Genomic DNA, 23,601 nt, shown 5'->3' with positions numbered 1-23,601 from the left:
ATGACGGTGCGTTCGCGGTTTTTCACAGAAGCGGAAGGGCAGGCCGTTGGCATCGAGAATGCCGGTGCGGCGGGCGATGTCCTGCTCGTCTGCGAACATGCTTCGGCCACCGTCCCGCAAAGATTAAGCACGCTCGGCCTGTCGCCCGAGGTTCTTTCAAGTCATGTGGCATGGGACCCCGGCGCTCTGGCGGTTGCCCGTCTGCTTTCGGAGAAGCTCGACGCGACGCTCATTTATCAGAGGTTTTCCCGCCTGGTCTATGATTGCAACAGGCCGCCCGAATCGCCGTCCGCCATGCCGGTGAAAAGCGAAGTATATGATATTCCAGGCAATTTCGACCTCACCGAAGCGGAGCGGTTTGCCCGAACGTCAGCGCTGTATGTGCCGTTTCACGAGCGGGTGAGCGAGATCATCGCCGAGCGGCAGGCGAACGGCCGCAAGGTGGTGGTGGTGACCATCCACAGTTTCACGCCGGTTTATCACGGCCGGTTCCGCGAGGTTGAGATCGGCATCCTGCATGATACCGACAGCCGTCTCGCTGACGCCATGCTGACAGGTGCCGAAGGGGCCTCGCTCACGGTCAATCGCAACGATCCTTATGGCCCGGAAGATGGCGTGACGCATACGTTGCGACTCCATGCGCTGCCGGACGGGCTTTTGAACGTCATGATCGAGATCCGCAACGATCTGATCGCCGATGAAGGAGAGCAGGCGAACATCGCCGCATTTCTACACGAGCTTATGGGGAAGGCACTCGCATCGATCGACGAGTGAGGGAGCAGGGGCCGGCCGATGGTGAACACACCGGGGTCAGGCATCGAAGGGAGACTGCCGCCATCCGGTCAAAGAAGCCGGGAAAACGAAGCGGTACGGGAACAGCAGATGCGTGCGGCGCGATCCGGGAGTTTCCTGATGGCGCCGAAGACTGGGGCACAATCGGCCAATAACGGCTGACTGGCTTGTTTTTTTCTTATCAGGAGAGAAGGGCATGGACAGTTCATCGTCAGGCGTCAGCTACAAGAAAGCTGATGCATCCTATTTCGAAAAACGCGGACTATCCCGTTATGCGGGCGTGTGGTCGCTCTGGTCGCTTGGCGTCGGCGCGGTCATATCAGGGCATTTTTCCGGATGGAATTTCGGTTTCTCCACCGGCGGCTGGGGCGGCATGCTGGTGGCGGGCATCATCATCGCCATCATGTATCTCGGGCTGACATTCTCGATCGCCGAAATGAGCCCGGCGCTGCCCCACACGGGTGCGGCCTATTCCTTCGCCCGCACGGCCATGGGCCCCTGGGGCGGCTTCATCACCGGTCTTTGCGAGAATGTTGAATACGTTCTGACGCCGGCGGTCGTCGTCACCTTCATCACAGCCTATGTGAACTCCATTCTCGCCCTCGATCCGGCCTATTCACCTTTCGTGTGGATAGCGTTTTACGCGATATTCCTTGCGCTCAACGTCTTCGGGCTCGAGCTTTCCTTCAAGGTGACGCTCGTCATCACGCTGATTTCGCTCGCCGTTCTGGTGTTCTTCTGGATCAGTGCCATTCCCAATATCGATTTTTCGCGTTTTGCGCTCAACATCGGCGTCGGACCTGATGGCAAGGCGGTGGAATTGCCGGAGGGCGGTGGCTCGTTCTTCCCGTTCGGTTTTTCGGGCGTTCTCGCCACGCTGCCTTTCGCGGTCTGGCTGTTCCTCGCCATCGAGCAGCTGCCGCTCGCGGCTGAGGAATCCGTCGATCCGAAACGCGACATGCCGAAGGGTATCATCCTTGGCATGGTCACGCTGATGGTTTCGGCCTTCATGATCGTGCTGCTCAACCCGTCGCTGCCGGGCGTCGGCGCCTTCCATCTCAGCTCCTCGCTTGAGCCGCTGCTTGATGGCTTCAAGGCGATCTATGGCGATGGCGGTGTCGTGCTGCTTGGTCTCGTCGCGCTTACCGGCCTCATCGCCAGCTTCCATACGATACTCTATGCGCAGGGTCGCCAGATCTATTCGCTGTCGCGTGCGGGTTATTTCCCGACGGTGCTGTCGATCACCCACTCGAAATACCGCACGCCATACGTGGCCAACATCACCGGCGCGATCGTCGGCCTTGCGGTCATGCTGGTCATCTGGTTCGCGCTGGGTGCGGAACAGGGCGGCAGCATCATCGGCAGCGTGCTTTTGAACATGGCTGTGTTCGGCGCGATGTTCTCCTACATCATGCAGGCGATTTCCTTCATCCTGCTCCGCAAGAACCTGCCGCATATCGAGCGGCCGTTCCGTTCGCCCTTCGGCATTCCAGGTGCGGTGCTGACTGTCATCATCGCCATCGTCACGCTGCTTTACCAGATCCAGGATCCGAACTTCACAAAGGGCGTGCTCTGGGTCGCCGTCTGGTTTGCGGTCGCCATCGCCTATTTCGCTTTCATCGGCCGTCATCGCCTCATCCTCTCGCCGGAAGAGGAATTCGCGCTGGAGCACAAGCAGGCTGCCATGGCAGCGGCGGCTGCAAAGGCCTGATGCTTAAACAAACGGGCGGCCGCAACCCGGCCGCCCGGTCACGACAATAAAGGGAACGGATAAAATGACGAGCTACACATTTGACGCGCTTAAAATGGATGTCGCCGAAGGGCGCATCGACACGGTTCTGGCCTGCCTTGTCGACATGCAGGGGCGTCTGATGGGCAAACGGTTCCAGGCTGAATTCTTCGTCGAAAGCGCCTTTGAGGAAACCCATAGCTGCAACTATGTGCTTGCCACCGACATGGAGATGGAGACCGTTCCCGGTTACAAATCCTCCAGCTGGGAGAAGGGTTACGGCGATTATGTCCTGAAGCCCGATCTTTCGACGCTGCGCCGTGTGCCGTGGCTGGAAGGCACGGCGCTGGTGCTGTGCGACGTGCTCGATCATCACACCCACGAAGAGGTTCCGCATTCGCCGCGCGCGCTTCTCAAGAAGCAGGTGGCTCGGCTGGAGGCCATGGGGCTGAAGGCCTATATGGCGACCGAACTTGAATTCTTCCTCTTCGACCAGACTTTCGACGCGGCGCGCGCAAGCGGTTACAAGGGGCTGAACCTCGCCAGCGGCTATAATGAAGATTACCACATCTTCCAGACGACCAAGGAGGAAGATGTGATGCGGGCGCTGCGCAAGGGCCTGCAGGGGGCCGGCATTCCGGTTGAAAATTCCAAGGGCGAAGCGTCCGCGGGGCAGGCGGAGATCAATGTTCGTTATGCCGATGCGCTGACCATGGCAGACAGGCACGCGATCATCAAGAACGCCACCAAGGAGATCGCGTGGTCCAAAGGCAAGGCCGTGACGTTCCTCGCCAAGTGGAACTACAATGCCGCCGGCAGTTCCTCACATATTCACCAGTCGCTGTGGAGCCTTGACGGGAAGACGCCCGCGTTCCTGGACAAAGATGCGGAGCACGGCATGTCGCAATTGATGCGGCATTATGTTGCCGGGCTGCTGGCCCACGCCAGTGAAATTACTTATTTCCTCGCCCCGTACATCAATTCCTACAAGCGTTTCATGGCGGGTACCTTCGCGCCCACAAAAGCGATCTGGAGCCTCGACAACCGCACGGCGGGATATCGCCTCTGCGGCGCCGATACCAAGGGCATCCGCATCGAATGCCGCGTGGGCGGCTCCGATCTCAACCCCTATCTCGCTATGGCCGCCCTGCTTGCAGCAGGCATTGACGGCATCGAAAATAAACTTGAACTTGAGCCCGAATTTGTCGGTGATGCCTATGGCGGCAAGGATGTGCGCGAGATACCCAAGACATTGCGTGACGCCACCGCGTTTCTGGACGGATCGAAAATGCTGCGCAGCGCCTTCGGCGACGATGTGATCGATCATTACGTCCGCGCCGGGGCGTGGGAACAAGAAGAATACGACCGCCGCGTGACCGACTGGGAAGTGGCGCGCGGTTTCGAACGAGCCTAATCATTACGGGAAAACATCATGACCATGATCCAGAATATCTCGCCCATCGACGGCTCGGTTTATGCCGAGCGGGAGGCGATGTCGCTGGAGGCGGCACGGGCCGCCGTTTCGAAAGCGCGCAAGGCGCAGAAGGACTGGGCGCGTCGTCCGCTGGAGGACCGCGTTCAGCTGGTGCTGAAGGGCGTCGCACGCCTCAACGAAATGGTGGACGAGGTCGTGCCGGAACTTGCCCATATGATGGGCCGTCCGGTGCGCTATGGCGGCGAGTTCAAAGGCTTCAACGAACGCTCCAACTATGTCGCCTCGATTGCAGCCGATGCGTTGGCGCCGCTCGTCATCGAGGAAAGCGGCAATTTCGAACGCCGCATCGAGCGTGAGGCGCATGGCGTGGTCTTTGTCATCGCGCCCTGGAACTATCCTTACATGACGGCGATCAACACCGTCGCGCCGGCTTTGATGGCCGGCAATACGGTCGTCATCAAACATGCGGCGCAGACGCTGCTGGTCGGCGAGCGCATGGTGCGGGCTTTTGTCGAGGCCGGTGTGCCTGACGATGTCTTCATCAATGTCTTCCTCGACCACAGCACGACCTCGGCGCTCATTTCCGAGGGCCTTTTCAACTTCGTCAACTTCACCGGTTCGGTGGAAGGCGGCCGCGCGATCGAGCGCGCCGCTGCCGGCACCTTCACCGGTCTTGGGCTTGAACTCGGCGGCAAGGATCCCGGTTACGTCATGGAGGATGCCGACCTCGATGCCGCCGTCGATACGCTGATGGATGGCGCCACCTATAATTCCGGGCAATGCTGCTGCGGCATCGAGCGCATCTACGTCAACGAAAACCTCTATGACGCCTTTGTCGAGAAGTCGGTCGCGTGGGTGTCGAACTACAAGCTCGGCAATCCGCTGGAGCAGGAAACCACGCTCGGGCCGATGGCCAGCAAGCGTTTTGCCAAGGTGGTTCGTGCGCAGATTACCGATGCCGTCTCGAAGGGGGCCAAAGCACTGGTCGATCCGAAGCTGTTCCCTGCCGATGATGGTGAGAGCGCCTATGTCGCGCCGCAAGTCCTCGTCAATGTCGATCATTCGATGGAGTTCATGACCGAAGAAACCTTCGGCCCGGCGGTCGGCATCATGAAGGTGAAGAACGATGACGAAGCCATCGCGCTGATGAACGACAGCAAATACGGGCTGACCGCTTCGCTCTGGACACAAGATGCCGCCCGTGCCGGGCGCATCGGCCGCGAGATCGAAACCGGAACCGTGTTCATGAACCGCGCTGATTATCTCGACCCGGCGCTTTGCTGGACCGGTGTGAAGGAAACGGGCCGTGGCGGTTCGCTCTCCGTCCTCGGTTTCCAGAACCTGACCCGTCCGAAATCCTACCATCTGAAGAAAGTCACGAAATGAATATCGTCGCCAACTGGAGCTATCCCACCGCCGTCAAGCTTGGCCGTGGCCGGATCAAGGAATTGGCGGAAGCCTGCAAGACGCTTGGTATCAAGAAGCCGCTTCTCGTTACGGATCGCGGCCTTGCCAATATGGCGATCACCGCGCATGCGCTGGATGTGCTGGAAGAGGCGGGTCTCGGCCGGGCGATCTTCGCCGAGGTCGATCCGAACCCGAACGAAATCAACATGGAAGCGGGTGTGAAAGCTTATCGCGATGGCGGCCATGACGGCGTCGTCGCTTTCGGCGGCGGCTCGGGCCTCGATCTTGGCAAGACCATCGCCTTCATGGCCGGGCAGACCCGCCCGGTCTGGGATTTCGAGGATATTGGCGACTGGTGGACCCGCGCAGACGCCTCAAAGATCGCGCCCATTGTCGCGGTTCCAACGACGGCCGGCACCGGTTCGGAAGTCGGTCGCGCCAGCGTCATCACCAATTCGCAGACGCATGTGAAAAAGATCATCTTCCATCCGAAGCTCTTGCCCGGTGTCGTCATATGCGATCCGGAACTGGCGGTTGGTATGCCGAAAGTCATCACGGCCGGCACGGGCATGGATGCTTTCGCCCATTGCCTGGAGGCCTATTCCTCGCCCTTCTATCATCCGATGAGTGCCGGTGTGGCGCTGGAGGGCCTGCGTCTCGTCAAGGAATTCCTGCCGCGCGCCTATAAGGATGGCACGGATATCGAAGCGCGCACCAACATGATGGCGGCGGCGGCCATGGGGGCGGTTGCCTTCCAGAAGGGCCTCGGCGCCATCCATTCGCTCTCGCATCCGATCGGCGCTGTCTACAACACCCATCACGGCATGACCAATGCCGTCGTCATGCCGGCCGTGCTGCGCTTCAACCGTCCTGCCATCGAGGACAAGATTGCCCGCGCCGCTGCCTATCTTGGCATTTCCGGCGGTTTCGACGGCTTTTATGACTATGTGCTGGAGCTTCGCAAGGAACTCGGCGTGCCTGAGAACCTCACCGCCATGGGCATCAAGCCGGATCGTATCGACGAACTGGCGGCGGAAGCGATCAAGGACCCGAGCTGCGGTGGCAATCCGGTGCCGATGACGCTTGAGAATACCAAGGCACTTTTTGAGGCTTGCTTTTAAGGAGTTACCTTTGATCGCCAGGTTTGTGAGAGGCTGAGAGGGTGCCGCTTGTTTCTTCTCCCCGGCGGGGAGAAGAAACCTGCGGCGACGCTGTACCCCGCATCGGTGCCGAGCGACCATACGACCTCTAATCCATGAAGCCCGCGACGCCATCGCGGGCTTTTTGTTCCGCGGCGTAATCGTTATTAGCGTTTTATTAACCCTGTTCGTTAAGATTATGGAAAGCACCATGAAGTGCGTCGGTGCGTGAATGAGCATGAAACGGCTCTGACAAACAGGGGGTATCATGTCAGTCATCACTTTCGCCAATACCAAGGGCGGCGCCGGAAAAACCACGGCTGTGCTGCTTCTGGCGACCGAACTCGCCCGTAGCGGCCATCGGGTGACGGTTCTGGATGCCGATCCGCAATTGTGGATTTCCCGCTGGTACGAACTCTCGGGCATGGTAGAAAACCTGTCAGTGATTTCGCATGTGACGATGGCTTCGCTTGAAGGCCACATTCGCGAAAACCGGGCCAATACAGACTGTTTCATCATTGACCTGCCCGGCGCAAAAACGCCGCTTTTGACCATGGCGCTCGGTATTTCCGATCATGTTCTGATCCCGGTACAGGGATCGGCCATGGATGCGCGTGGCGCTGCCGAAGTTCTCGATCACATCGAATTCCTGAACCGCAAGATGGGTAAGGCGATCGCCCATTCCATCGTGCTGACACGGGTCAACGCCATGGTGGCAACGCGTTCGCTGTTGCTCGTCAAGATGCTGCTGGCGGAAAAGAACGTCTCCGTGCTCAACACGGCGATTGTCGAGCGGGCGGCCTATCGCGATATTTTCGACTATGGCGGCACGCTTCTCTGTCTGGATGGCAAGAAGGTTAGCAATATCGACAAGGCGGTAGAAAATGCGGCGGCCTTTGCCGAGGAAGTCATCAACCTCCTGCCGAAAAGACTTCCGAGGCGCGTTGCGCACCTGGCACGTCTCGTGACACGCAGGGCTGCCTGACCTCGCGTTGCGAATCCCGCCCGGTTGCGGCGACGGTGCGACGGTTTGGTGAAATGGGTTCCCCACAAAAATGCGGAGAAGAGGCGGCCTTTACGAGGCGCTCCCACGTCCTCTTCAGGGCGCGAAATTTTTGCTTGATTTGGAAACGATTGTTTCCTATATTCCGCTCATGAGCAATTTCAGCCAGCCCCATTCCCTGGAACAGCGCCATCGCGGCCGCCCGCGCGAGTTCGATCTTGAACGCGCGCTCGATGGCGCGATCAAGGTATTCTCGCGGCGCGGTTATCACGCCACCTCGGTAGGCGATCTTACCGATGCGATGGAGCTGGCCCAGGGTAGCCTCTACAAGGCCTTCAAGGATAAGAAAGCCGTCTTCATCGCGACGATGGAGCGCTACAGGATCATACAGACCGAGCGTTTTGAGGCAGCTGTGGCCGGTTTCGACACCGGTTATGAGCGGCTGAGAGCGGGGCTGATGTTTTACGCCGAACGATCCTACGGCGGTGTCGGCTCCGACGGATGTCTGGTGGTTGGTGCTGCTGCGGATCTGGCGGCACTGGACGACGACATCGCCGTTGTAGTCGAGAGGGCCGTGAAGGCGAGGGAGCGGATCGTCGCCCGCCTCGTTGCCGAAGGGCAGAAGGATGGTTCCGTGCGGTCCAAGGCCGATCCCGATGATCTTGCGCGGGCGATGCTGTGCATGATGTACGGTATGCGCGTGGTGGGAAAGACAGGGCGGAGCCTTAAAGACATGGTGGCCGTGGTGGATATTGCCATGAGGCTTGCCGAGTAATTTTGTGAGTATTTAGGAAACGATTGTTTCCATATTGGAGAAAATGATGACGACGCGTGTGATTGATGGGGATGATGTTGAGGCAACATCCATTTCCCCGGCCCTGACCTTTTTGCTCGCGACAGCCTGCGGGCTGATTGCAGCCAATCTTTATTATGGCCAGCCGCTTGCCGGCATCATCGGAGCGGAGCTTGGTCTTTCCGCCGGTGCCACTGGCCTGATCGTGACGCTGACGCAGATCGGTTACGGCATCGGCCTGCTGTTCGTCGTGCCGCTCGGCGATCTCGTTGAAAACCGCAAGCTGGTGGTCAGTTCGGTCTCGATGGCGGTATTGTCGCTTGCCGCCGCAGCGTTTGCCCCGCACGCCGCACCGTTCCTGATCGCGGCCTTCCTGGTCGGCGTCAGTTCGGTGGCGGTGCAGGTCATCGTTCCCTATGCGGCCCATATGGCGCCGCACGCCATTCGCGGGCGGGTGGTTGGGAACGTCATGAGCGGGCTGATGGCCGGCATCATGCTGGCGCGGCCGGTTTCCAGCCTTCTGTCGGAAGTTGTCTCCTGGCGCGGTGTATTTCTGACGTCTGCGGCCGTCATGGCGCTTCTTGCCGTGGTGCTTTTCCGGCTCCTCCCGACCCGTATGCCTGAAGCGCGGCTGAGCTATGGCGTCTTGATGGCTTCGATGGGCCGGCTGGCGCTTCACACGCCGGTCCTGCGGCGGCGGGCGATCTATCATGCCTTTCTCTTCGCGGCCTTCAGCCTGTTCTGGACCACGACGCCTCTTTATCTGAGCGGGCCGCATTTCAATCTCAGCCAGGGTGAGATCGCACTCTTCGCACTGGCTGGTGCGGCCGGCACCGTCGCCGCCCCGATCGCCGGGCGGATGGCCGATCGCGGATGGACGCGGGCGGCGACATTCTTCGCACTGCTGGCGGTAGCACTCTCTTTCGTCGTCACGCATCTTGCGCCTGAGGGATCGCATCTGGCGCTCGCCATTCTTGTCATTGCCGCAATCGTTCTGGATTTCGGTGTCACTACCAATCTGGTGCTCGGGCAGCGGGCGATCTTCACGCTGGGGGCGGAATTCCGCAGCCGCCTGAACGGCATCTATATGGCGACGTTTTTCATGGGCGGTGCAATTGGTTCCGCCGTTGGCGGCTGGGCCTATGCGGTCGGCGAATGGCAAGCCGCCTCCTGGATCGGCTTTGCTCTTCCGGTAGCGGCGCTGCTATATTTCCTGACGGAAAAGCGCGACTGAAACGTCATAACTAAAGAAGCCCGGACCACCGGGCTTTTTCTTTTTCTTCCAGTCGATTTACTCCGCGAATTCGACCACCACACCGGGACGGACCATTTTCGCCAGTTCGGTGGCATCCCAGTTGGTCAGGCGAATACAGCCATGGCTGTTCGTCTTGCCGATCTTCGAGGGTTCCGGCGTGCCGTGAATGCCGTAGGTCGGCTTCGACAGGGCGATCCAGACCGTACCGACAGGACCGTTCGGGCCCGGCGGGATCTGCAGGATCTTGTCGTTCTGACCCTGCTTGAAGTTGATCTTGGGATTATAGGTGTAGCCCGGATTGAGCGCGATACGCTCTACCGTATGGGTGCCGCTTGGCGAGGGGGTGTCCGTGGAGCCGATCGTGGCGGGATAGGCGGCAATCAGATTGCCGTCCTGGCCATAGGCGAAGACCTGCTTGATACCCTTGTGCGCAACGATGCGGGCGACCTGCCCCTTCTTCGCCTCGCCGGGATTGACGACCTTGATGATGGTGCCGGGCACGGAGAAATCGACGCCGGGGTTCAGCTCTTTCAGATAGTTCTCATCCATGTGGAAGCGTTCGGCCAGCGCTTCCGAGGTCGACGTGAAGGAAAGGGCAGGAAGCTGCGATTTCTCGGCATAGTCGTCCGGGATGGAGGCCACGTAGGGGCCGGCGGCATCGGCGGCGGTGATCGTGTAATCCACAATCGGCATGCCGCCCGAGGCGCGCAGGCGTTCCAGAATGTCTTCTGAATTGTTCGGGTCGAGCTTTTCGCCCGTCATGTCCTGCCAGGCGGCTATGGCCTTGTTGACATTGTCGCCCATCTTCCCGTCGATCACGCCGGGGGAGATGCCCTCGCGGTCGAGGAAGGTCTGGAGCGCGACGATTTCCTGGCGGGAACGGTTGACCGGCGTCGTTACCGGCGTATGCCGCTCGATCAGGTGGTCCGGTTGCGGAACGGCGGCCGTGGTGCTTTCTCCCGGCATCGGCTGGCCGAGCGGGCCGCTTTCCACCGCGCCGGGGGCTGGCACGGAACCGGTGTAGAGATTCTCATCGGAGCCGTCGCCGCGATATTCGCGATAATCGCGCACGTTGCCGTTGTCCTGATAACCGTAGTCGCGCGGCGGCTCACGATACTGGCCACCGGGGGCGGGTGGATAATAGGTGGTGTCGCGCTGGCGTACCTGCTGCCGCTGCTGGTAGCCGGAGGGCATTTCGGTGGCCAGCAGGTTGCCGTACTGGTCGTAGAACACGGTACGGCCCATCGCGTCACGGCTGATGACGATGTCGCCACGTTCCGGCATGAAATCGAGAACGCGGCCATCCGGCGTAACCAGCATGGTCTGTTCGCCATAACGCTGCTGCGCGCCAGCCTGTAGCGGAGCGAAAATCGACGCCACGGCGATCGTCAGGCCCAGAGCTGCGTTAAGAAACTGTTTCACGATTCTGCTATCCCTTGCTTCGTCACCGATAAACACACCGTAATCTTGACCCTATTGTGAAAAAGGTGAATTCGCGGTTAATGCAATCTTAATTTCCGTCACGGTTAGTAGCGTTTCCGTGAACCACGCGTTTTTAATGCCACAGGGAGGTTGTCTTGCGTTCGTTTCAGGCTGGCAGATCGCCACGCATTTTCCTCGATGAGACCTCCGTTTTCGATATCGGCGCCTGCGTCGTCGATGGCATAGACATCGCGCCCGGCCGCGCCATTCCCGATGATGGCGATGCGCGTATCGACCACTCGCTTGAAGGCTTTCTTTTTACCTGTGGTCCCGATCATATCCGTCATCCCGAACCGATTGATGGTGACCGCGAGGGGCGTCGATATCCCTTGCATGGCTCCTTCTCCTCGCATCCCGCAACGATCACCGCGTTCGATGTTCTCGAGTCCAATGCGCTGGCGCGCGTCGAGGTTCCCGTGAAGCTTGCCGATGGCGGCACGGCGCTGCTGGAACGGACATGGAAGATCGATGGCGAAAGCGGCGAGGTCAGCCTCGATGACAGGATCGTCAATACGTCCGGGCGGCCGATTCCAGTATTCCTGATGTACCATATGAATGTCGGCGCTCGCCTGTTTGACGATGCGGTGCGGCTTGAAGGCGCAATGCTGGATGGCGGCGGCCATGGCTGGCGTTTTGGCGAGGAGCCGGGCACTGTTTTCTGCGTGTCGGCCGGCAAGACTGAATGGGCGGAATTGAAACTCGGCCCGATTGCGGCCATTGGCGGGAAGACGCTCACCGTGCGTTTTCGCACGGAGACGCTGCCCTATCTGCAGATGTGGCGCAACCAGCAGGCTCCGGCGAACGTGCTCGGCATCGAGCCGGTTTCGCATCGATGGGTGGGGCGTAGCGAGCTTGAGGCAGCCGGTGAGTTCAATATTCTTCAGCCGGGGGAAAGCCGTTCCTTCGGTCTGCGCTTTTCCATCCTCTGAGCCGTACCGAATGAAGACCGCGCATCATTGACGCATGGGATTTGACCGCTTACATCGGATGCGGATTTCAAGGATGACGGCCAGCGGCGCGGACGCCGGTTTCAGGAGGCATGACATGGATATCAGGCGCATAGACGACGAATATTCGGTAACTGGACAGATCAGCGTCGCCGATCTGGATGAGATCAAGGCACTCGGCTTCAAGTCGATCGTCTGCCACCGCCCGGACGGCGAAGAAGACGGTCAGCCGCTTTTTGCCGATATTGCCGAGCGTGCAGAGCAGCTTGGCCTGACGATCATGCATGTGCCGGTCGGCCGCTACGGCGTCGATGCCGATGCCGTTGCCGGCATGGTGGATGCGCTCGATGAATTGCAGCGCCCGATGCTCGGCTATTGCCGTTCCGGCGCGCGCTCCACGGCGATCTACGAAAAGACCCATCACCTGCGCGGCTGATTTTTCGCGCATCATTCTATTTTTCAAGTGCCAATCAACAGGAGTTTTCCATGACCATCAAGCGTATCGAGCCGGGCAAGCGCATGAGCGGCGCCGTCGTTCACGGCAACACCGTTTATCTGGCCGGCCAGGTTGGCGAAGGTACGAGCGTGACGGAACAGAGCAAGTCGGCTCTCGCTGAAGTCGACCGCCTGCTGGCTGCTGCCGGTTCCGACAAGTCGAAGATCCTGCAGACCATCATCTACCTCTCCGACATGTCCACCTTCGGCGAAATGAACGCTGTCTGGGAAGGCTGGATCGACCCGGCAAACCCGCCGGCCCGCGCCACCAGCGAAGCCGCGCTGGCAACGCCGGATTACAAGGTTGAATTCATCGTCACCGCTGCTCTCTGAGCATCAGTCTGATCTTTAAGAAAAGGCCGGGTCGCGGAATGCGGCCCGGCCTTTTTTGATGGGATGGGGTCAAAAACTCTCCCCGTCATGCCGGGCTTGACCCGGCATCCAGCCACGGCGCTTCTGCGCCGTGAAAAGAGTCTCTCGCGATCAAGGACTTGATCGCGCTGGACCCCGGATCTAGTCCGGGGTGACGGCGCGGCGCGGCGACATGGCCACAAAATACCAAGTAGAAGCAATTTTCATGTTTTTTGAATCGCTTGCGTCCGTCACCTCACCGGCGAAGCAAGCGCCTTCTCAAACTGCTTCAACGTCTCCACCCGCTCCGCAAACCATAGTCGCGCCAGATCATTTGCCGAGGCGAAATCGATACCATCCGGATCGATGGAGGTGATCGTCCAGCGGCCAGCCTTTGCGCCAGCTAGAGCGGCGAGCCGAGCTGCTTCGCCCTTGATGGCGTTAAGGCGGGTCGCTTCGCTTTCCGCCGCCGCCATCAGTTCTTCTGCGCCTGACAGATCGGTGCGCAGATCGGCGGGGATGATATTGCTGGCGTTGCGGGCCGGGCCGCCATTAATCTGCACGCCTTCCGTCCGCAGCCGGTAAAGCCTTGTGTCGGGAAGGGAGAGATAAAGTTTCGCTTTGGGGTAGCGGGCAATGTAGCGCGCGATGACGATCGGCACTTCATCCGGGCTGATTTGTTCCGCCCTGCCCACCAGTGTCAGGCGCGGCAGCGTCAGCGCGTCACCCTTGCCGAAAGGGGCGAGTGTCAGCGAGATACGAGAATCGCTTTCCATATTGCGGGCGTGCAGCGTCAGCCCGGCCGCGAAGAAGAACGGCGTGCCATCCGGCTCGATGCCGATATTGGTCGCGGTTGTATAGGGATAACCGCTGACGGGATCGAGCGTGGCGAGTGCTGCCGTGCGGGACGTGTGCAGCACATCGCGGGCCACGCGCACTGCCTCGAAAGGCGCGCCGGCCGAGGGCTCGATCTTCGCGCCGCGTGGGGTGATGACGGGAGGGGCTGTATCCGGCATGGCGTTTCCTAAGCTGTGAGTCACAGTCAGGATTTACACCATGCCGAAGCCATGTCCATGCGCGATATCAGCTTCGGGTTCTGATCTGCGTCAGGGTACGCGTCGGCGTGATCGCTTCCGCATCCAGCTTCACCTCGATGATCGCCGGTTTGCCGCTTGCCCGTGCCCGTTCGAAGGCGGAGGCGAAGTCTTGCGTTCTTTCCACCGTTTCGCCGTGTCCGCCATAGGCTTTGGCAAAGGCGTTGAAATCCGGATTGACGAGATCGGTGCCGCTGACACGACCGGGATATTCCCGCTCCTGATGCATGCGGATCGTGCCATAGGTGCCGTTATTGACCAGCAGGGTGATGATTGGCAGCCCGTAACGCACGGCGGTGATGAATTCCTGCCCGTGCATCATGAAGCAACCGTCACCGGCAAAGCAGATCACCTCGCGCTCCGGGAACAGGTGCTTGGCGGCCACCGCCGCCGGCAGGCCGTAACCCATGGAGCCTGATGTCGGGGCCGATTGCGTGTTGAAACGGCGGAAGCGGTGGAAGCGGTGCAGCCAGGTGGCGTAATTGCCGGCGCCATTGGTGAAGATGGCGTCTTCAGCAACGTTCGCCTCGATCCAGTCCATGATCGGACCCATCTGCACGGCGCCGGGGCCTGTCTGCGGCGGCGTTGACCATTTGAGATAAGCCTCATGCATTGAGGCCGTGCGACCGGCCCAGGCGGCATTGCCGGCAAGATCGATGGAGGCAAGGGCGGCAACGAAATCGTTCGGGGCGGCGCAGATAGCGAGGTCCGGCCGATAGACGCGGCCGAGTTCTTCCGCCTCCGGATAGATATGGATGAGCTTCTGCGACGGGTAGGGAATATCGAGCAGCGTATAACCGGAGGAGGGCATTTCGGAGAGGCGGCCACCGAGCAGCACCACGAGGTCGGCTTCCTTGATTTCCCTGGCCAGTGCCGGGTTGATGCCGATGCCGACATCGCCTGCGTAGGAGGGGCTCAGATGATCAAACAGCATCTGGCGGCGGAATGAACAGCCCACGGGAAGTTTGTGCTTTTCCGCAAAAGCCTTGAAGCCCGTCACGCTTTCCTCGGACCAGCGGGTGCCGCCGGCGATGAAGACCGGGCGTTTTGCCTCGCCCAGCATTTTGGCGAAGGCGGCCATTTGCGACAGGCCTGGATGTGCCTCGACGGGCGTATAGGGCTTTGCCTCGGGAGCTTCGACCTCTTCCACCAGCATGTCTTCGGGCAGCGTCAGCACCACGGGGCCGGGGCGGCCGGAAGTGGCGACGGCAAAAGCGCGGGTAACGAATTCAGGGATGCGGCGGGCATCATCGATCTCGCCCACCCATTTTGCGAATTCGGTAAAGGCGCGGCGATATTCCACTTCCTGAAAGGCCTCGCGCTCGCGGGCATCCCGCTGCACCTGACCGATGAACAGGATCATCGGAATGGAATCCTGCCTTGCAATGTGCAGGCCGGCCGAGGCATTTGTGGCACCGGGGCCACGGGTCACCATGCAGATGCCAGGCTCGCCCGTCAGCCGCCCCCAGGTATCGGCCATCATGGCTGCGCCGCCTTCCTGACGGCAGACCACGGTTTCGATGCCGCTTTCATAAAGCGCATCCAGAACGGCCAGATAGCTTTCGCCTGGAACGCAGGAAACGCGGGAGACACCATTGGCCTTCAGCGCTTCGACGATCAATTGCCCGCCTGTTCTTTTCATTCCGGCTGCAGTCATGGCGTCGTGGTCCTTTCGATGTTTTCCAGTTCGGCCAGCACCTGCGCCTGATGTTCGCCGAGCTTAGGGCTCGGGTGTTCATAACGCAGCGGCGTCTGAGACATGATAATGGGTGTGCGGACACCGGGGATGACAGTGCCGTCTTCCGCCTCCAGATCGATACGGAGGCCGCGTGCCTTCACCTGCGGATCCGCGAACATTTCCTCGATGGAATTGATCGGTCCGGCGGGGACGGCGTTCTTCTCGCAGGCGGTCAGAAGATCGCGCTTCTGCCATTTCAGCGTCTCCGTGGAAACGATCTGCCGCACCTCGACCTTATGCGCCACGCGGGCCTTGTTTGTCGCGTATCGCTCGTCATCGGCGATCGCGCCGATGCCGAGGATATTGCAGAGGCGGCGGAACTGACCGTCATTGCCGACCGCGAGGATCAGGAAGCCGTCGGCCGTTGGCACCACCTCATAGGGGGAGATATTTGGGTGGGCGTTGCCGAGCCGGACGGGAGGCCTGCCGGAGATCAGGTAATTCATGTTCTGGTTGGCGAGAACGGCCGATTGCACATCGAGAAGCGCCATGTCGATATGCTGGCCTTCGCCAGATCGAATGGCGTGGATCAGGGCCGCCTGAATGGCCGATACGGAATAGATGCCGGTGAAGATATCGGCAACCGCCACGCCTGCCTTCATCGGCTGTCCGTCGGCTTCGCCCGTAATCGACATGAAGCCGGACATGCCCTGCACGATATAATCGTATCCGGCGAGATCGGCATAGGGCCCGGTCTGGCCGAAGCCGGTGATGGAGCAATAGATCAGCTTCGGATTGAGCGCCCTGAGGCTTTCGTAATCGAGGCCATATTTTGCAAGTCCGCCGCGCTTGAAATTCTCGATGACGACATCGGCGGTGCGCACCAGCCGGCGCACCAGTTCGCAGCCCTCGGGTGTTTTGAGATCGGCGACGATGGAGCGTTTGCCGCGATTGGTGGCGTGGTAATAGGCGGCGGAGAGGTTTTCTCCGTCATCGCTCTCAACGAAGGGCGGTCCCCATGCGCGTGTATCATCGCCGCCTTCGGGGTTTTCGACCTTGATAACGTCTGCGCCCATATCGGCCAGCATCTGCCCCGCCCAGGGACCGGCGAGAACACGCGCCAATTCGATGACGCGGATGCCCGATAGCGGCGGTTTCCTGTTCGGCTTGTCGGTCATCTATCCCCCGGTACTTGGTGTCTGCCGGTTTATAGACCGCTGCTTGCCGCGTCGCATGTGATTTTATCTCATGGACTTATTCCGTTTTGGAACGGCACTAAACTGGGGCTGATACGGCAGCTTCGACATTCGGTATTTTGAGAGTCCCCTAATTCCGTCATTCCGGCCTTGAGCCGGAATCCAGCCAGCCCAAGTCATTGGGCTGAAAAGACTCTTCTCGCCGCGCAGACGCGCGTCGGCTGGATTCCGGCTCAAGGCCGGAATGACGGGGAGGGCGTTTTACTGTCATCCACGACGCGGCCGCACCAGGCGGCGAAATCCGCTACGACGGGCTGCCAGCCGATTTCGTTCAGGGTTTCGTGCCGCATGCCCTTGTAAATCGTGTGCTCGACATGGCTGAAGCCCGCCTCCCGGAAACGTTCGGCAAGCCACACGATCTCCCTGCCGTCATTGGTGGCGGCGTCCTCATCACCGCTCACCAGCAAAAGCGGCAAAGCCTTCGGCAGACGCTCGATAAGTTTCGGGCCGCGATAGGAGAGTGCAAAGACATCCTGCCAGAGGGAAACGCTCGCCTCGAACTGGCAGAGCGGGTCTTCCACATACGCGTCCACCGCCGCCTTGTCGTGGCTCAGCCAGTCCGCACGGGTGCGCTTTTCCGGCATTTTCGCGTTCCAGGCGCGGAAGGTGGCTTTCGGCAGGATGGCGCTCGGCACATCCGAGCCTTTCAGCATTTTTTCCACCCGCAACACAATCTGCGCGAAACGGCCCATAAGACCGGGATTGAGATTGGAATTCCAGATCGACAGACCATCGAAGGCGTCGGGGTAACTGACAGCGGCATTGAGCGCCACGAGGCCCCCCATGGAGTGGCCGAACAGGATCACCGGCAGGCCGGGATGCCGCTCGCCGGCCAACCGGCGCATCGCCATGACGTCGGTCACGACCTTGTCCGCGCCATCCTTCCAGGCAAAGCGGCCGAGAGGCGCATCCGCCGCTTTCGTGCGACCGTGGCCGCGATGGTCGTGGGCATAGACCTCGAAACCCTGCTGCGACATGACGTCGGCAAAACGGCGGTAGCGGCCGGCATGTTCAACGAGGCCGTGGCAGATCATCAGCACGCCGCGGGCGGGAGCAAGGGCGGAAGGTTGATGACGGAAGGCGATGGATGCGCCGGAAGGGGCTTCCAGCCTCTCAATCCGGCTGAATGCGAAGCTATCGGTCGTTTCATTCATCGTCGTACCCGTCGTCTCATCGCGCAGCCTGTCATAATCATGGGGTCATAATCGTGCCAGAGGTTGCCCCAAGGTCCTATTTACCCTACATAGCGGCAAATTTCCCGATACGTACTCTTAAAAATCCGATGTGGAGCATTCGCTACAATGGCACGTCAATTCATCTATCACATGGCTGGGCTGAACAAGTCCTATGGCGCGAAGAAGGTTCTGGAGAATGTGCATCTCTCCTTCTACCCTGACGCCAAGATCGGTATCCTCGGCCCTAACGGCGCCGGTAAGTCGACCGTTCTCAAGATCATGGCCGGCCTTGACAAGGAATATACCGGTGAGGCCTGGCTCGCCGAAGGTGCTACGCTCGGTTACCTCGAGCAGGAGCCGAAGCTCGACGAAAACAAGACCGTGATGCAAAACGTCATGGAAGGCGTGGCGAGCAAGACGGCGATCGTTGACCGCTACAACGAGCTGATGATGAACTATTCCGATGAAACGGCGGAAGAGGGCGCGAAGCTTCAGGACATCATCGACAGCCAGAACCTGTGGGACCTCGAAAATCAGGTCGAGATGGCCATGGACGCCCTGCGCTGCCCGCCCGGCGATTCGCCGGTGACCGGCCTTTCGGGTGGTGAGCGCCGCCGCGTGGCACTGTGCCGTTTGCTGCTGTCGCAGCCAGACCTGCTGCTGCTCGACGAACCGACCAACCATCTGGACGCTGAAACCATCGCCTGGCTCGAAAAGCACCTGCGCGACTATCCGGGCGCCGTGATGATGATCACCCACGACCGCTACTTCCTCGACAACGTCACGGGCTGGATTCTCGAGCTCGATCGTGGTCGCGGCATTCCTTACGAGGGCAATTACTCCGCTTATCTGCAGGCGAAGGCCAAGCGCATGCAGCAGGAAGCCCGCGAAGATGCTTCACGTCAGAAGGCCATCAGCCGCGAACAGGAATGGATCGCCTCCAGCCCCAAGGCCCGCCAGACGAAGTCCAAGGCGCGTATCAAGGCCTATGACGAGCTGGTGGAAGCAGCGGAAAACCGCCGTCCCGGCGATGCGCAGATCGTCATTCCGGTCGCCGAGCGTCTGGGCCGCGTCGTCATCGAGGCTGAGAACCTCACCAAATCCTATGGCGACCGCGTGCTGATTGAGAACCTGTCCTTCAAGCTGCCCCCGGGCGGTATTGTCGGCGTCATCGGCCCGAACGGCGCCGGCAAGACCACGCTGTTCAAGATGATCACGGGTCAGGAGCAGCCGGATAGCGGTTCGATCACGGTCGGTGATACCGTCCAGCTCGGTTACGTCGACCAGAGCCGTGACGCGCTGGCGGGTGACAAGACCGTGTGGGAAGAAATCTCCGGCGGCAACGACATCATCAAGCTCGGCAAGTTCGAAGTGAACTCGCGCGCCTATTGCGGCGCCTTCAACTTCAAGGGCGGCGATCAGCAACAGAAGGTCGGCAACCTCTCGGGTGGTCAGCGCAACCGCGTGCACCTTGCCAAGATGCTGAAGGCGGGCGGCAACGTACTGCTGCTCGACGAACCGACCAACGACCTTGATACGGAAACGCTGGCGGCGCTCGAAGAAGCGCTGGAAGCCTTCGCCGGTTGCGCCGTTATCATCAGCCACGACCGCATGTTCCTGGACCGCCTCGCGACCCACATTCTCGCTTTCGAGGGTGACAGCCACGTGGAATGGTTCGAAGGCAACTTCGAAGACTACGAAAAGGACAAGGTCCGTCGCCTCGGCCCGGAAAGCATCAAGCCCGGCCGCGTGAGCTACAAGCGTCTGACACGCTGATCCGTTTGTCATCACTTCAAAAAAGGCCCGCCGCAAAGCGGGCCTTTTTCCGTGTAATAAGTGGAGATGATCGTCTCGCGCGGCACTTTGCGCTTGCATCTCGCGCCACATCGACATAAAGATATCTTTATATCTTGATTAGCTTGCGAGGCGCGGCAGAGTGGCGTTCGGTCTGGACAAATTGGTGGATCTCCTGAAGGCGGCGGGTGAGCCGACGCGCTTCCGGTTGCTGGCGCTTCTTTCGGCCGGCGATCTGACGGTGACCGACCTTACCGAAATCCTTGGCCAGTCGCAGCCGCGTATCTCCCGTCACCTCAAGCTTTTGACGGAAGAGGGGCTGATCGAGCGTTATCAGGAAGGTGCGTGGGCCTATTTTCGCTTGCGGCAGGATGGCGAGCCTGCGGGTGTTGTTCGGCAGTTGCTTGCAGCGGCCTCGCCTTCCGACGCGGTTCTTCAGCGTGACAGTGAGCGACTGGCCGCCGTCAAGCGGGTGAGGGCGGAGCGGGCGCAGGATTATTTCAGCCGTAATGCGTCCGCCTGGGACGAACTGCGTCGCCTGCATGTCAGCGACGAAGCCGTGGAAGGCGCGCTGCTGAAGCTGGTGGGCACCACGCCCGTCGATTCGCTGCTCGATCTCGGCACGGGCACCGGCCGTATCCTGCAGCTTCTGAGCGGCATTTATCGCCGTGCCATCGGCGTGGATGCGAGCCGCGACATGCTTTCGGTGGCACGCGCCAATCTCGACAAGGCGGGCGTGGTGAACGCCTCTGTGCGCCATGGCGATATTCTCAATCTGCCGCTCGAGGGACAGGATTTCGATCTGATTGTCATCCATCAGGTGCTGCATTTCCTCGACCAGCCCGAGATCGCCCTTTCGGAAGCCGCGCGTATGCTGCGTCCGGGCGGTCGGTTGATCGTCATCGATCTTGCGCCGCATTCCTTTGAATATCTGCGCGACGAACACGCGCATGTGCGGCTAGGCTTCTCGCACCCGCTGATGGAAGAGTGGATGAAGAAGGCCGGGCTTTCTCTGGAGCGCGCCGTCGATCTGCATTCTGAAAAGGCGTCCGACGAAGCTCTGGACGTCACGATCTGGGTTGCCCGCGACCAGCGGCTGCTGATGGCAGACGATGTGGCGCAAGAGGCGGTTTTACTTCGCTCCGGGAGGGCATGATATGTTGAGGTCGGAAACCGCACGCCGTGATGGCGACATCCGGTTGTCTTTCGAATTTTTCCCGCCCAAGAACGCCGAGATGGAAACCCAGCTATGGGAAACGGTTGCCGAGCTCAAGAAGTGGAACCCGGACTTCGTGTCCGTCACCTACGGTGCCGGTGGTTCCACCAAGGCGCCGACGCTGGACGCGGTGCGCCGGATGATCGGCGACAGCCATCTGGCGACGGCCGCACATCTGACCTGCGTGGACGCGAGCCGCGATGAGGTGCACCAGGTCGTTGACGAGTTCCGTAATGCGGGCGTTCGTCATTTCGTGGCGCTGCGCGGTGATCCCTCCACTGGTATCGGCACGGCTTACCAACCGCATCCGCAGGGTTACGAGAACGCCGCAGCGCTGGTAAAGGGCCTCAAGGAGCTGGGCGACTTTGAGATTTCCGTCTCCGCCTATCCTGAAAAGCATCCGGAAAGCGCAAGTGATGCTGTTGATATCGACATGCTGAAGCGTAAGGCGGATAATGGCGCTACCCGGGCGCTGACGCAGTTCTTCTTCGATAATGACGTGTTCGAACGTTACATGGAACGGGTTACGGCGGCGGGGATCACCATTCCAGTGGTTCCGGGCATCATGCCGATCCAGAATCTCACCCAGCTCAAGCGTTTCGCCGGACGTTGCGGCACAAGCATTCCTGCGTTTCTGGATGAGCGTTTTGAAGGCTATGACGAGGATCTGGAGGGCCGCGCCCGCGTGGCTGCAGAGGTTGCGGCCGAGCAGATCGCCGATCTCCAGCGGCGCGGCGTCAATGAGTTCCACCTCTATACCATGAACCGCGCGCCGCTGGTTGATGCCGTGCTTGAAAATCTGGGCCTGGAGCGTCTGCGCCGCAGCGCCGCGTGATTTCAGCCAGTCTATTTTCGGACAGAAAAAAGCGCAGGTCCCTCGGGGCCTGCGCTTTTTAAATTCGTGTCATCTACGGTTCTTCACTGCGTTTGGTCTTCACGTCTCGTCAGATGAAAAGCATCATCGCTACGAACAAAAACGCCAAACCGACTGCCAAGGCATTGAGAGATTTTGTAAGTCCCATGGGTGCCTCCTCTTGTTGACAGCTTCGATAATATGACCGTTTTGTGGCAGTTGAAAAGCGGTTTTTGTGATGCGGTGCAGCACGTCTTTCAGGGACTCAAAAAAGGAATTTCCGTAATTATCTGAAAATGAATGGTTATTTTCTTATCACGCAGTGCTTCATGTGTTTAAAAAAAGTAAATGACCGGGGTTTTATCCCCAGTCATCCGGTCGAGATTAACGATTTCCGCCTTGATTCCGGCCGACAGATTAAGGGCCGGAGAGCAGCGTTAAGACAGGTTAAAGCGCCTGTAGAAGAGCTGCCGTAGGCCAGCCGTCCGCCGGCATGCCGAGGCGCTGCTGTTCCTTCTGGATGGCGACGCGGGTGCCAGAACCGAGAATGCCATCCACCTTGCCGACATTATGGCCGCGTGCTTCGAGCTTGGTCTGAAGCTGCTTCATGGTGGCGTCATCAAAGCCGGGATCTGGGTTGCCCTTGTCATAGACCGGGCCGCCCATCAGGCGGGTAGCGAAATAGGCAGCCGAGGTCGTGTAGATGAACGACTGGTTCCATTCCAGATAGATGTTGAAGTTCGGATAGGTGAGGAAAGTCGGACCCTTGCGGCCCTGCGGCATGATGAGTGCGGCGGGAAGGGAGGCGAAGTTCTTGTTGCCATCGCGCGGGGTGACGCCAAGCGCAAACCATTCGCCGGCGGTCAGCGGGCCGCCAAGGCCGGATTTTTCCCAGGGCAGGTTCTCGGGCAGAGAAACTTCCTGAATCCAGGGTTCGCCCTTTTTGAAGCCGAGGTGCTGGATGAATTTCGCCGCCGTCAGAATGGCATCGGGCGCACTGCTCTTGACGTTGATGTGGCCGTCACCATCACCATCGACGCCGAAGGCGATGATATCCTTCGGCAGCATCTGTACCTGGCCGATTTCGCCGGCCCATGCGCCCGTATTGGTGGCAGGATCGAGATCGCCATGCTGAACCATTTCGATCAGCGCGAGCAGCTGCGGGCGGAAGAGCTCCGGGCGGCGGCAATCATGCGACAGGGTTACCAGCGCGTTGCGGGTATTGAAATCGCCCTGAACGGCGCCAAAATCGGTCTCCATGGCCCAGAAGGCGGCAATGACGCCAGCGGGCACGCCGAACTCGTTTTCGGCGCGGGCGAAGGTGGAGGAGAGCTCCTGCAGCTTCCTGCGGCCGATATCAAGGCGGGCCTGGCTGACGGTGCGCTGCGAGAATTCGAGGAAAGTCTGGCGGAAAACGCCCTGCGCGCGGTCACGCGATAGCACCTTCTGGTCGATCTGTGCGCCCGCCAATGCCTTCTGGATCGCATCTGCCGGAATGCCCTTGGCAAGCGCATCGGCCTTGACGCCTTCAAGAAACGTACCGAGATCACCACCGCAGGCGACCTGCTTGGGATCGTCAGGCGATGCAACCGGTGGCGTGGCGAGGGCTGCGCTGGAAGACAAAAGAGACAGAGCGGCGGCAAAGATTATGCTGCGCGACCGGAACGTGGGCATGGGAATTTCCTCGATAGGTTGTTAGCCCGCTTT

20 protein-coding genes are annotated in these 23,601 nt (G+C 60.1%); 14 read left to right on the top strand and 6 right to left on the bottom strand.

Features of this window, described 5'->3' with window-relative positions; all coding sequences use genetic code 11:
- The 8 genes from ACZ47E_RS08855 to ACZ47E_RS08820 all read left to right on the top strand — a co-directional run bounded on the left by ACZ47E_RS08855 (position 1) and on the right by ACZ47E_RS08820 (position 9,532).
- A complete protein-coding gene (locus tag ACZ47E_RS08855) occupies positions 1-774 on the top strand; it encodes an N-formylglutamate amidohydrolase (protein WP_142184894.1) in 774 nt (257 codons plus the stop codon).
- Between the two features lie 214 nt (positions 775-988).
- Positions 989-2,503 carry an amino acid permease gene (locus tag ACZ47E_RS08850; protein ID WP_464016838.1) on the top strand — a complete coding sequence of 505 codons (1,515 nt, stop codon included), beginning with the start codon at positions 989-991 and terminating at the stop codon, positions 2,501-2,503.
- Positions 2,504-2,567: 64 nt separating this feature from the next.
- Positions 2,568-3,935: a glutamine synthetase family protein gene (locus tag ACZ47E_RS08845; protein WP_006697733.1), complete on the top strand. Its 1,368-nt coding sequence runs from the start codon at positions 2,568-2,570 to the stop codon at positions 3,933-3,935.
- Positions 3,936-3,953: 18 nt separating this feature from the next.
- A complete protein-coding gene (locus ACZ47E_RS08840; protein WP_278066898.1) occupies positions 3,954-5,342 on the top strand; it encodes an aldehyde dehydrogenase family protein in 1,389 nt (462 codons plus the stop codon).
- Positions 5,339-6,484, top strand: coding sequence for an iron-containing alcohol dehydrogenase (locus ACZ47E_RS08835; RefSeq protein WP_278066897.1), 1,146 nt, complete (start codon positions 5,339-5,341; stop codon positions 6,482-6,484). The genes ACZ47E_RS08840 and ACZ47E_RS08835 overlap by 4 nt, the downstream gene beginning before the upstream one ends.
- Before the next feature lie 286 nt (positions 6,485-6,770).
- Positions 6,771-7,487 (top strand): ParA family protein, encoded by a 717-nt coding sequence (locus ACZ47E_RS08830; protein ID WP_004442847.1) that lies wholly within the window; start codon positions 6,771-6,773, stop codon positions 7,485-7,487.
- 169 nt (positions 7,488-7,656) lie between these two features.
- Positions 7,657-8,280, top strand: coding sequence for a TetR/AcrR family transcriptional regulator (locus ACZ47E_RS08825; protein WP_278067470.1), 624 nt, complete (start codon positions 7,657-7,659; stop codon positions 8,278-8,280).
- A gap of 46 nt (positions 8,281-8,326) precedes the next feature.
- Positions 8,327-9,532: an MFS transporter gene (locus ACZ47E_RS08820; protein WP_278066896.1), complete on the top strand. Its 1,206-nt coding sequence runs from the start codon at positions 8,327-8,329 to the stop codon at positions 9,530-9,532.
- A 57-nt stretch (positions 9,533-9,589) separates the two neighbouring features.
- Here the strand turns inward: ACZ47E_RS08820 and ACZ47E_RS08815 are convergent, their stop codons facing one another.
- Entirely contained in the window at positions 9,590-10,975 is a 1,386-nt protein-coding gene (locus tag ACZ47E_RS08815) for a L,D-transpeptidase family protein (RefSeq protein ID WP_004442842.1), read from the bottom strand.
- Between the two features lie 155 nt (positions 10,976-11,130).
- Between ACZ47E_RS08815 and ACZ47E_RS08810 the strand changes: the two genes are divergently transcribed.
- The 3 genes from ACZ47E_RS08810 (at position 11,131) to ACZ47E_RS08800 (ending at position 12,810) form a co-directional block, all read left to right on the top strand.
- On the top strand, positions 11,131-11,964 hold the full coding sequence (locus ACZ47E_RS08810) for an aldose 1-epimerase family protein (protein ID WP_080822954.1): 834 nt from the start codon (positions 11,131-11,133) through the stop codon (positions 11,962-11,964).
- 115 nt (positions 11,965-12,079) lie between these two features.
- Positions 12,080-12,418: a protein tyrosine phosphatase family protein gene (locus ACZ47E_RS08805; protein WP_003522797.1), complete on the top strand. Its 339-nt coding sequence runs from the start codon at positions 12,080-12,082 to the stop codon at positions 12,416-12,418.
- 50 nt (positions 12,419-12,468) lie between these two features.
- Complete coding sequence (locus ACZ47E_RS08800; RefSeq protein WP_004442838.1) at positions 12,469-12,810, top strand: RidA family protein; 342 nt, start codon at positions 12,469-12,471, stop codon at positions 12,808-12,810.
- Positions 12,811-13,079: 269 nt separating this feature from the next.
- Here the strand turns inward: ACZ47E_RS08800 and ACZ47E_RS08795 are convergent, their stop codons facing one another.
- From ACZ47E_RS08795 to ACZ47E_RS08780, 4 genes are all read right to left on the bottom strand, one after another.
- Positions 13,080-13,844 carry a HugZ family pyridoxamine 5'-phosphate oxidase gene (locus ACZ47E_RS08795; protein ID WP_278066895.1) on the bottom strand — a complete coding sequence of 255 codons (765 nt, stop codon included), beginning with the start codon at positions 13,842-13,844 and terminating at the stop codon, positions 13,080-13,082.
- Between the two features lie 67 nt (positions 13,845-13,911).
- Positions 13,912-15,579 (bottom strand): thiamine pyrophosphate-binding protein, encoded by a 1,668-nt coding sequence (locus ACZ47E_RS08790; RefSeq protein WP_035209347.1) that lies wholly within the window; start codon positions 15,577-15,579, stop codon positions 13,912-13,914.
- The gene (gene caiB, locus ACZ47E_RS08785) at positions 15,576-16,778 is read right to left on the bottom strand and encodes a succinate--glutarate CoA-transferase (protein ID WP_072494648.1); all 1,203 of its coding nucleotides are present in this window, start codon (positions 16,776-16,778) and stop codon (positions 15,576-15,578) included. The genes ACZ47E_RS08790 and caiB overlap by 4 nt, the downstream gene beginning before the upstream one ends.
- Before the next feature lie 251 nt (positions 16,779-17,029).
- Positions 17,030-18,010, bottom strand: coding sequence for an alpha/beta hydrolase (locus tag ACZ47E_RS08780; RefSeq protein ID WP_278066894.1), 981 nt, complete (start codon positions 18,008-18,010; stop codon positions 17,030-17,032).
- Between the two features lie 147 nt (positions 18,011-18,157).
- On the opposite strand from ACZ47E_RS08780, the gene ettA reads away from it, so the two are divergent.
- The 3 genes from ettA to metF all read left to right on the top strand — a co-directional run bounded on the left by ettA (position 18,158) and on the right by metF (position 21,876).
- Positions 18,158-19,807: an energy-dependent translational throttle protein EttA gene (ettA, locus tag ACZ47E_RS08775; RefSeq protein ID WP_022556616.1), complete on the top strand. Its 1,650-nt coding sequence runs from the start codon at positions 18,158-18,160 to the stop codon at positions 19,805-19,807.
- Between the two features lie 160 nt (positions 19,808-19,967).
- Positions 19,968-20,981: an ArsR/SmtB family transcription factor gene (locus ACZ47E_RS08770; protein WP_004442828.1), complete on the top strand. Its 1,014-nt coding sequence runs from the start codon at positions 19,968-19,970 to the stop codon at positions 20,979-20,981.
- Between the two features lies 1 nt (position 20,982).
- Positions 20,983-21,876 carry a methylenetetrahydrofolate reductase [NAD(P)H] gene (gene metF, locus ACZ47E_RS08765; RefSeq protein WP_278066893.1) on the top strand — a complete coding sequence of 298 codons (894 nt, stop codon included), beginning with the start codon at positions 20,983-20,985 and terminating at the stop codon, positions 21,874-21,876.
- A 465-nt stretch (positions 21,877-22,341) separates the two neighbouring features.
- On the opposite strand, the gene ACZ47E_RS08760 is transcribed toward metF, so the two are convergent.
- Positions 22,342-23,568 (bottom strand): lytic murein transglycosylase, encoded by a 1,227-nt coding sequence (locus ACZ47E_RS08760; RefSeq protein WP_045531946.1) that lies wholly within the window; start codon positions 23,566-23,568, stop codon positions 22,342-22,344.
- Between the last annotated feature and the right edge of the window lie 33 nt (positions 23,569-23,601).

The sequence above is a fragment of the Agrobacterium sp. 5Ca39 genome, assembly GCF_055382365.1.
Note: the sequence above shows the minus strand (reverse complement) of the source record. Positions and strands in the feature narration are given on the sequence as shown.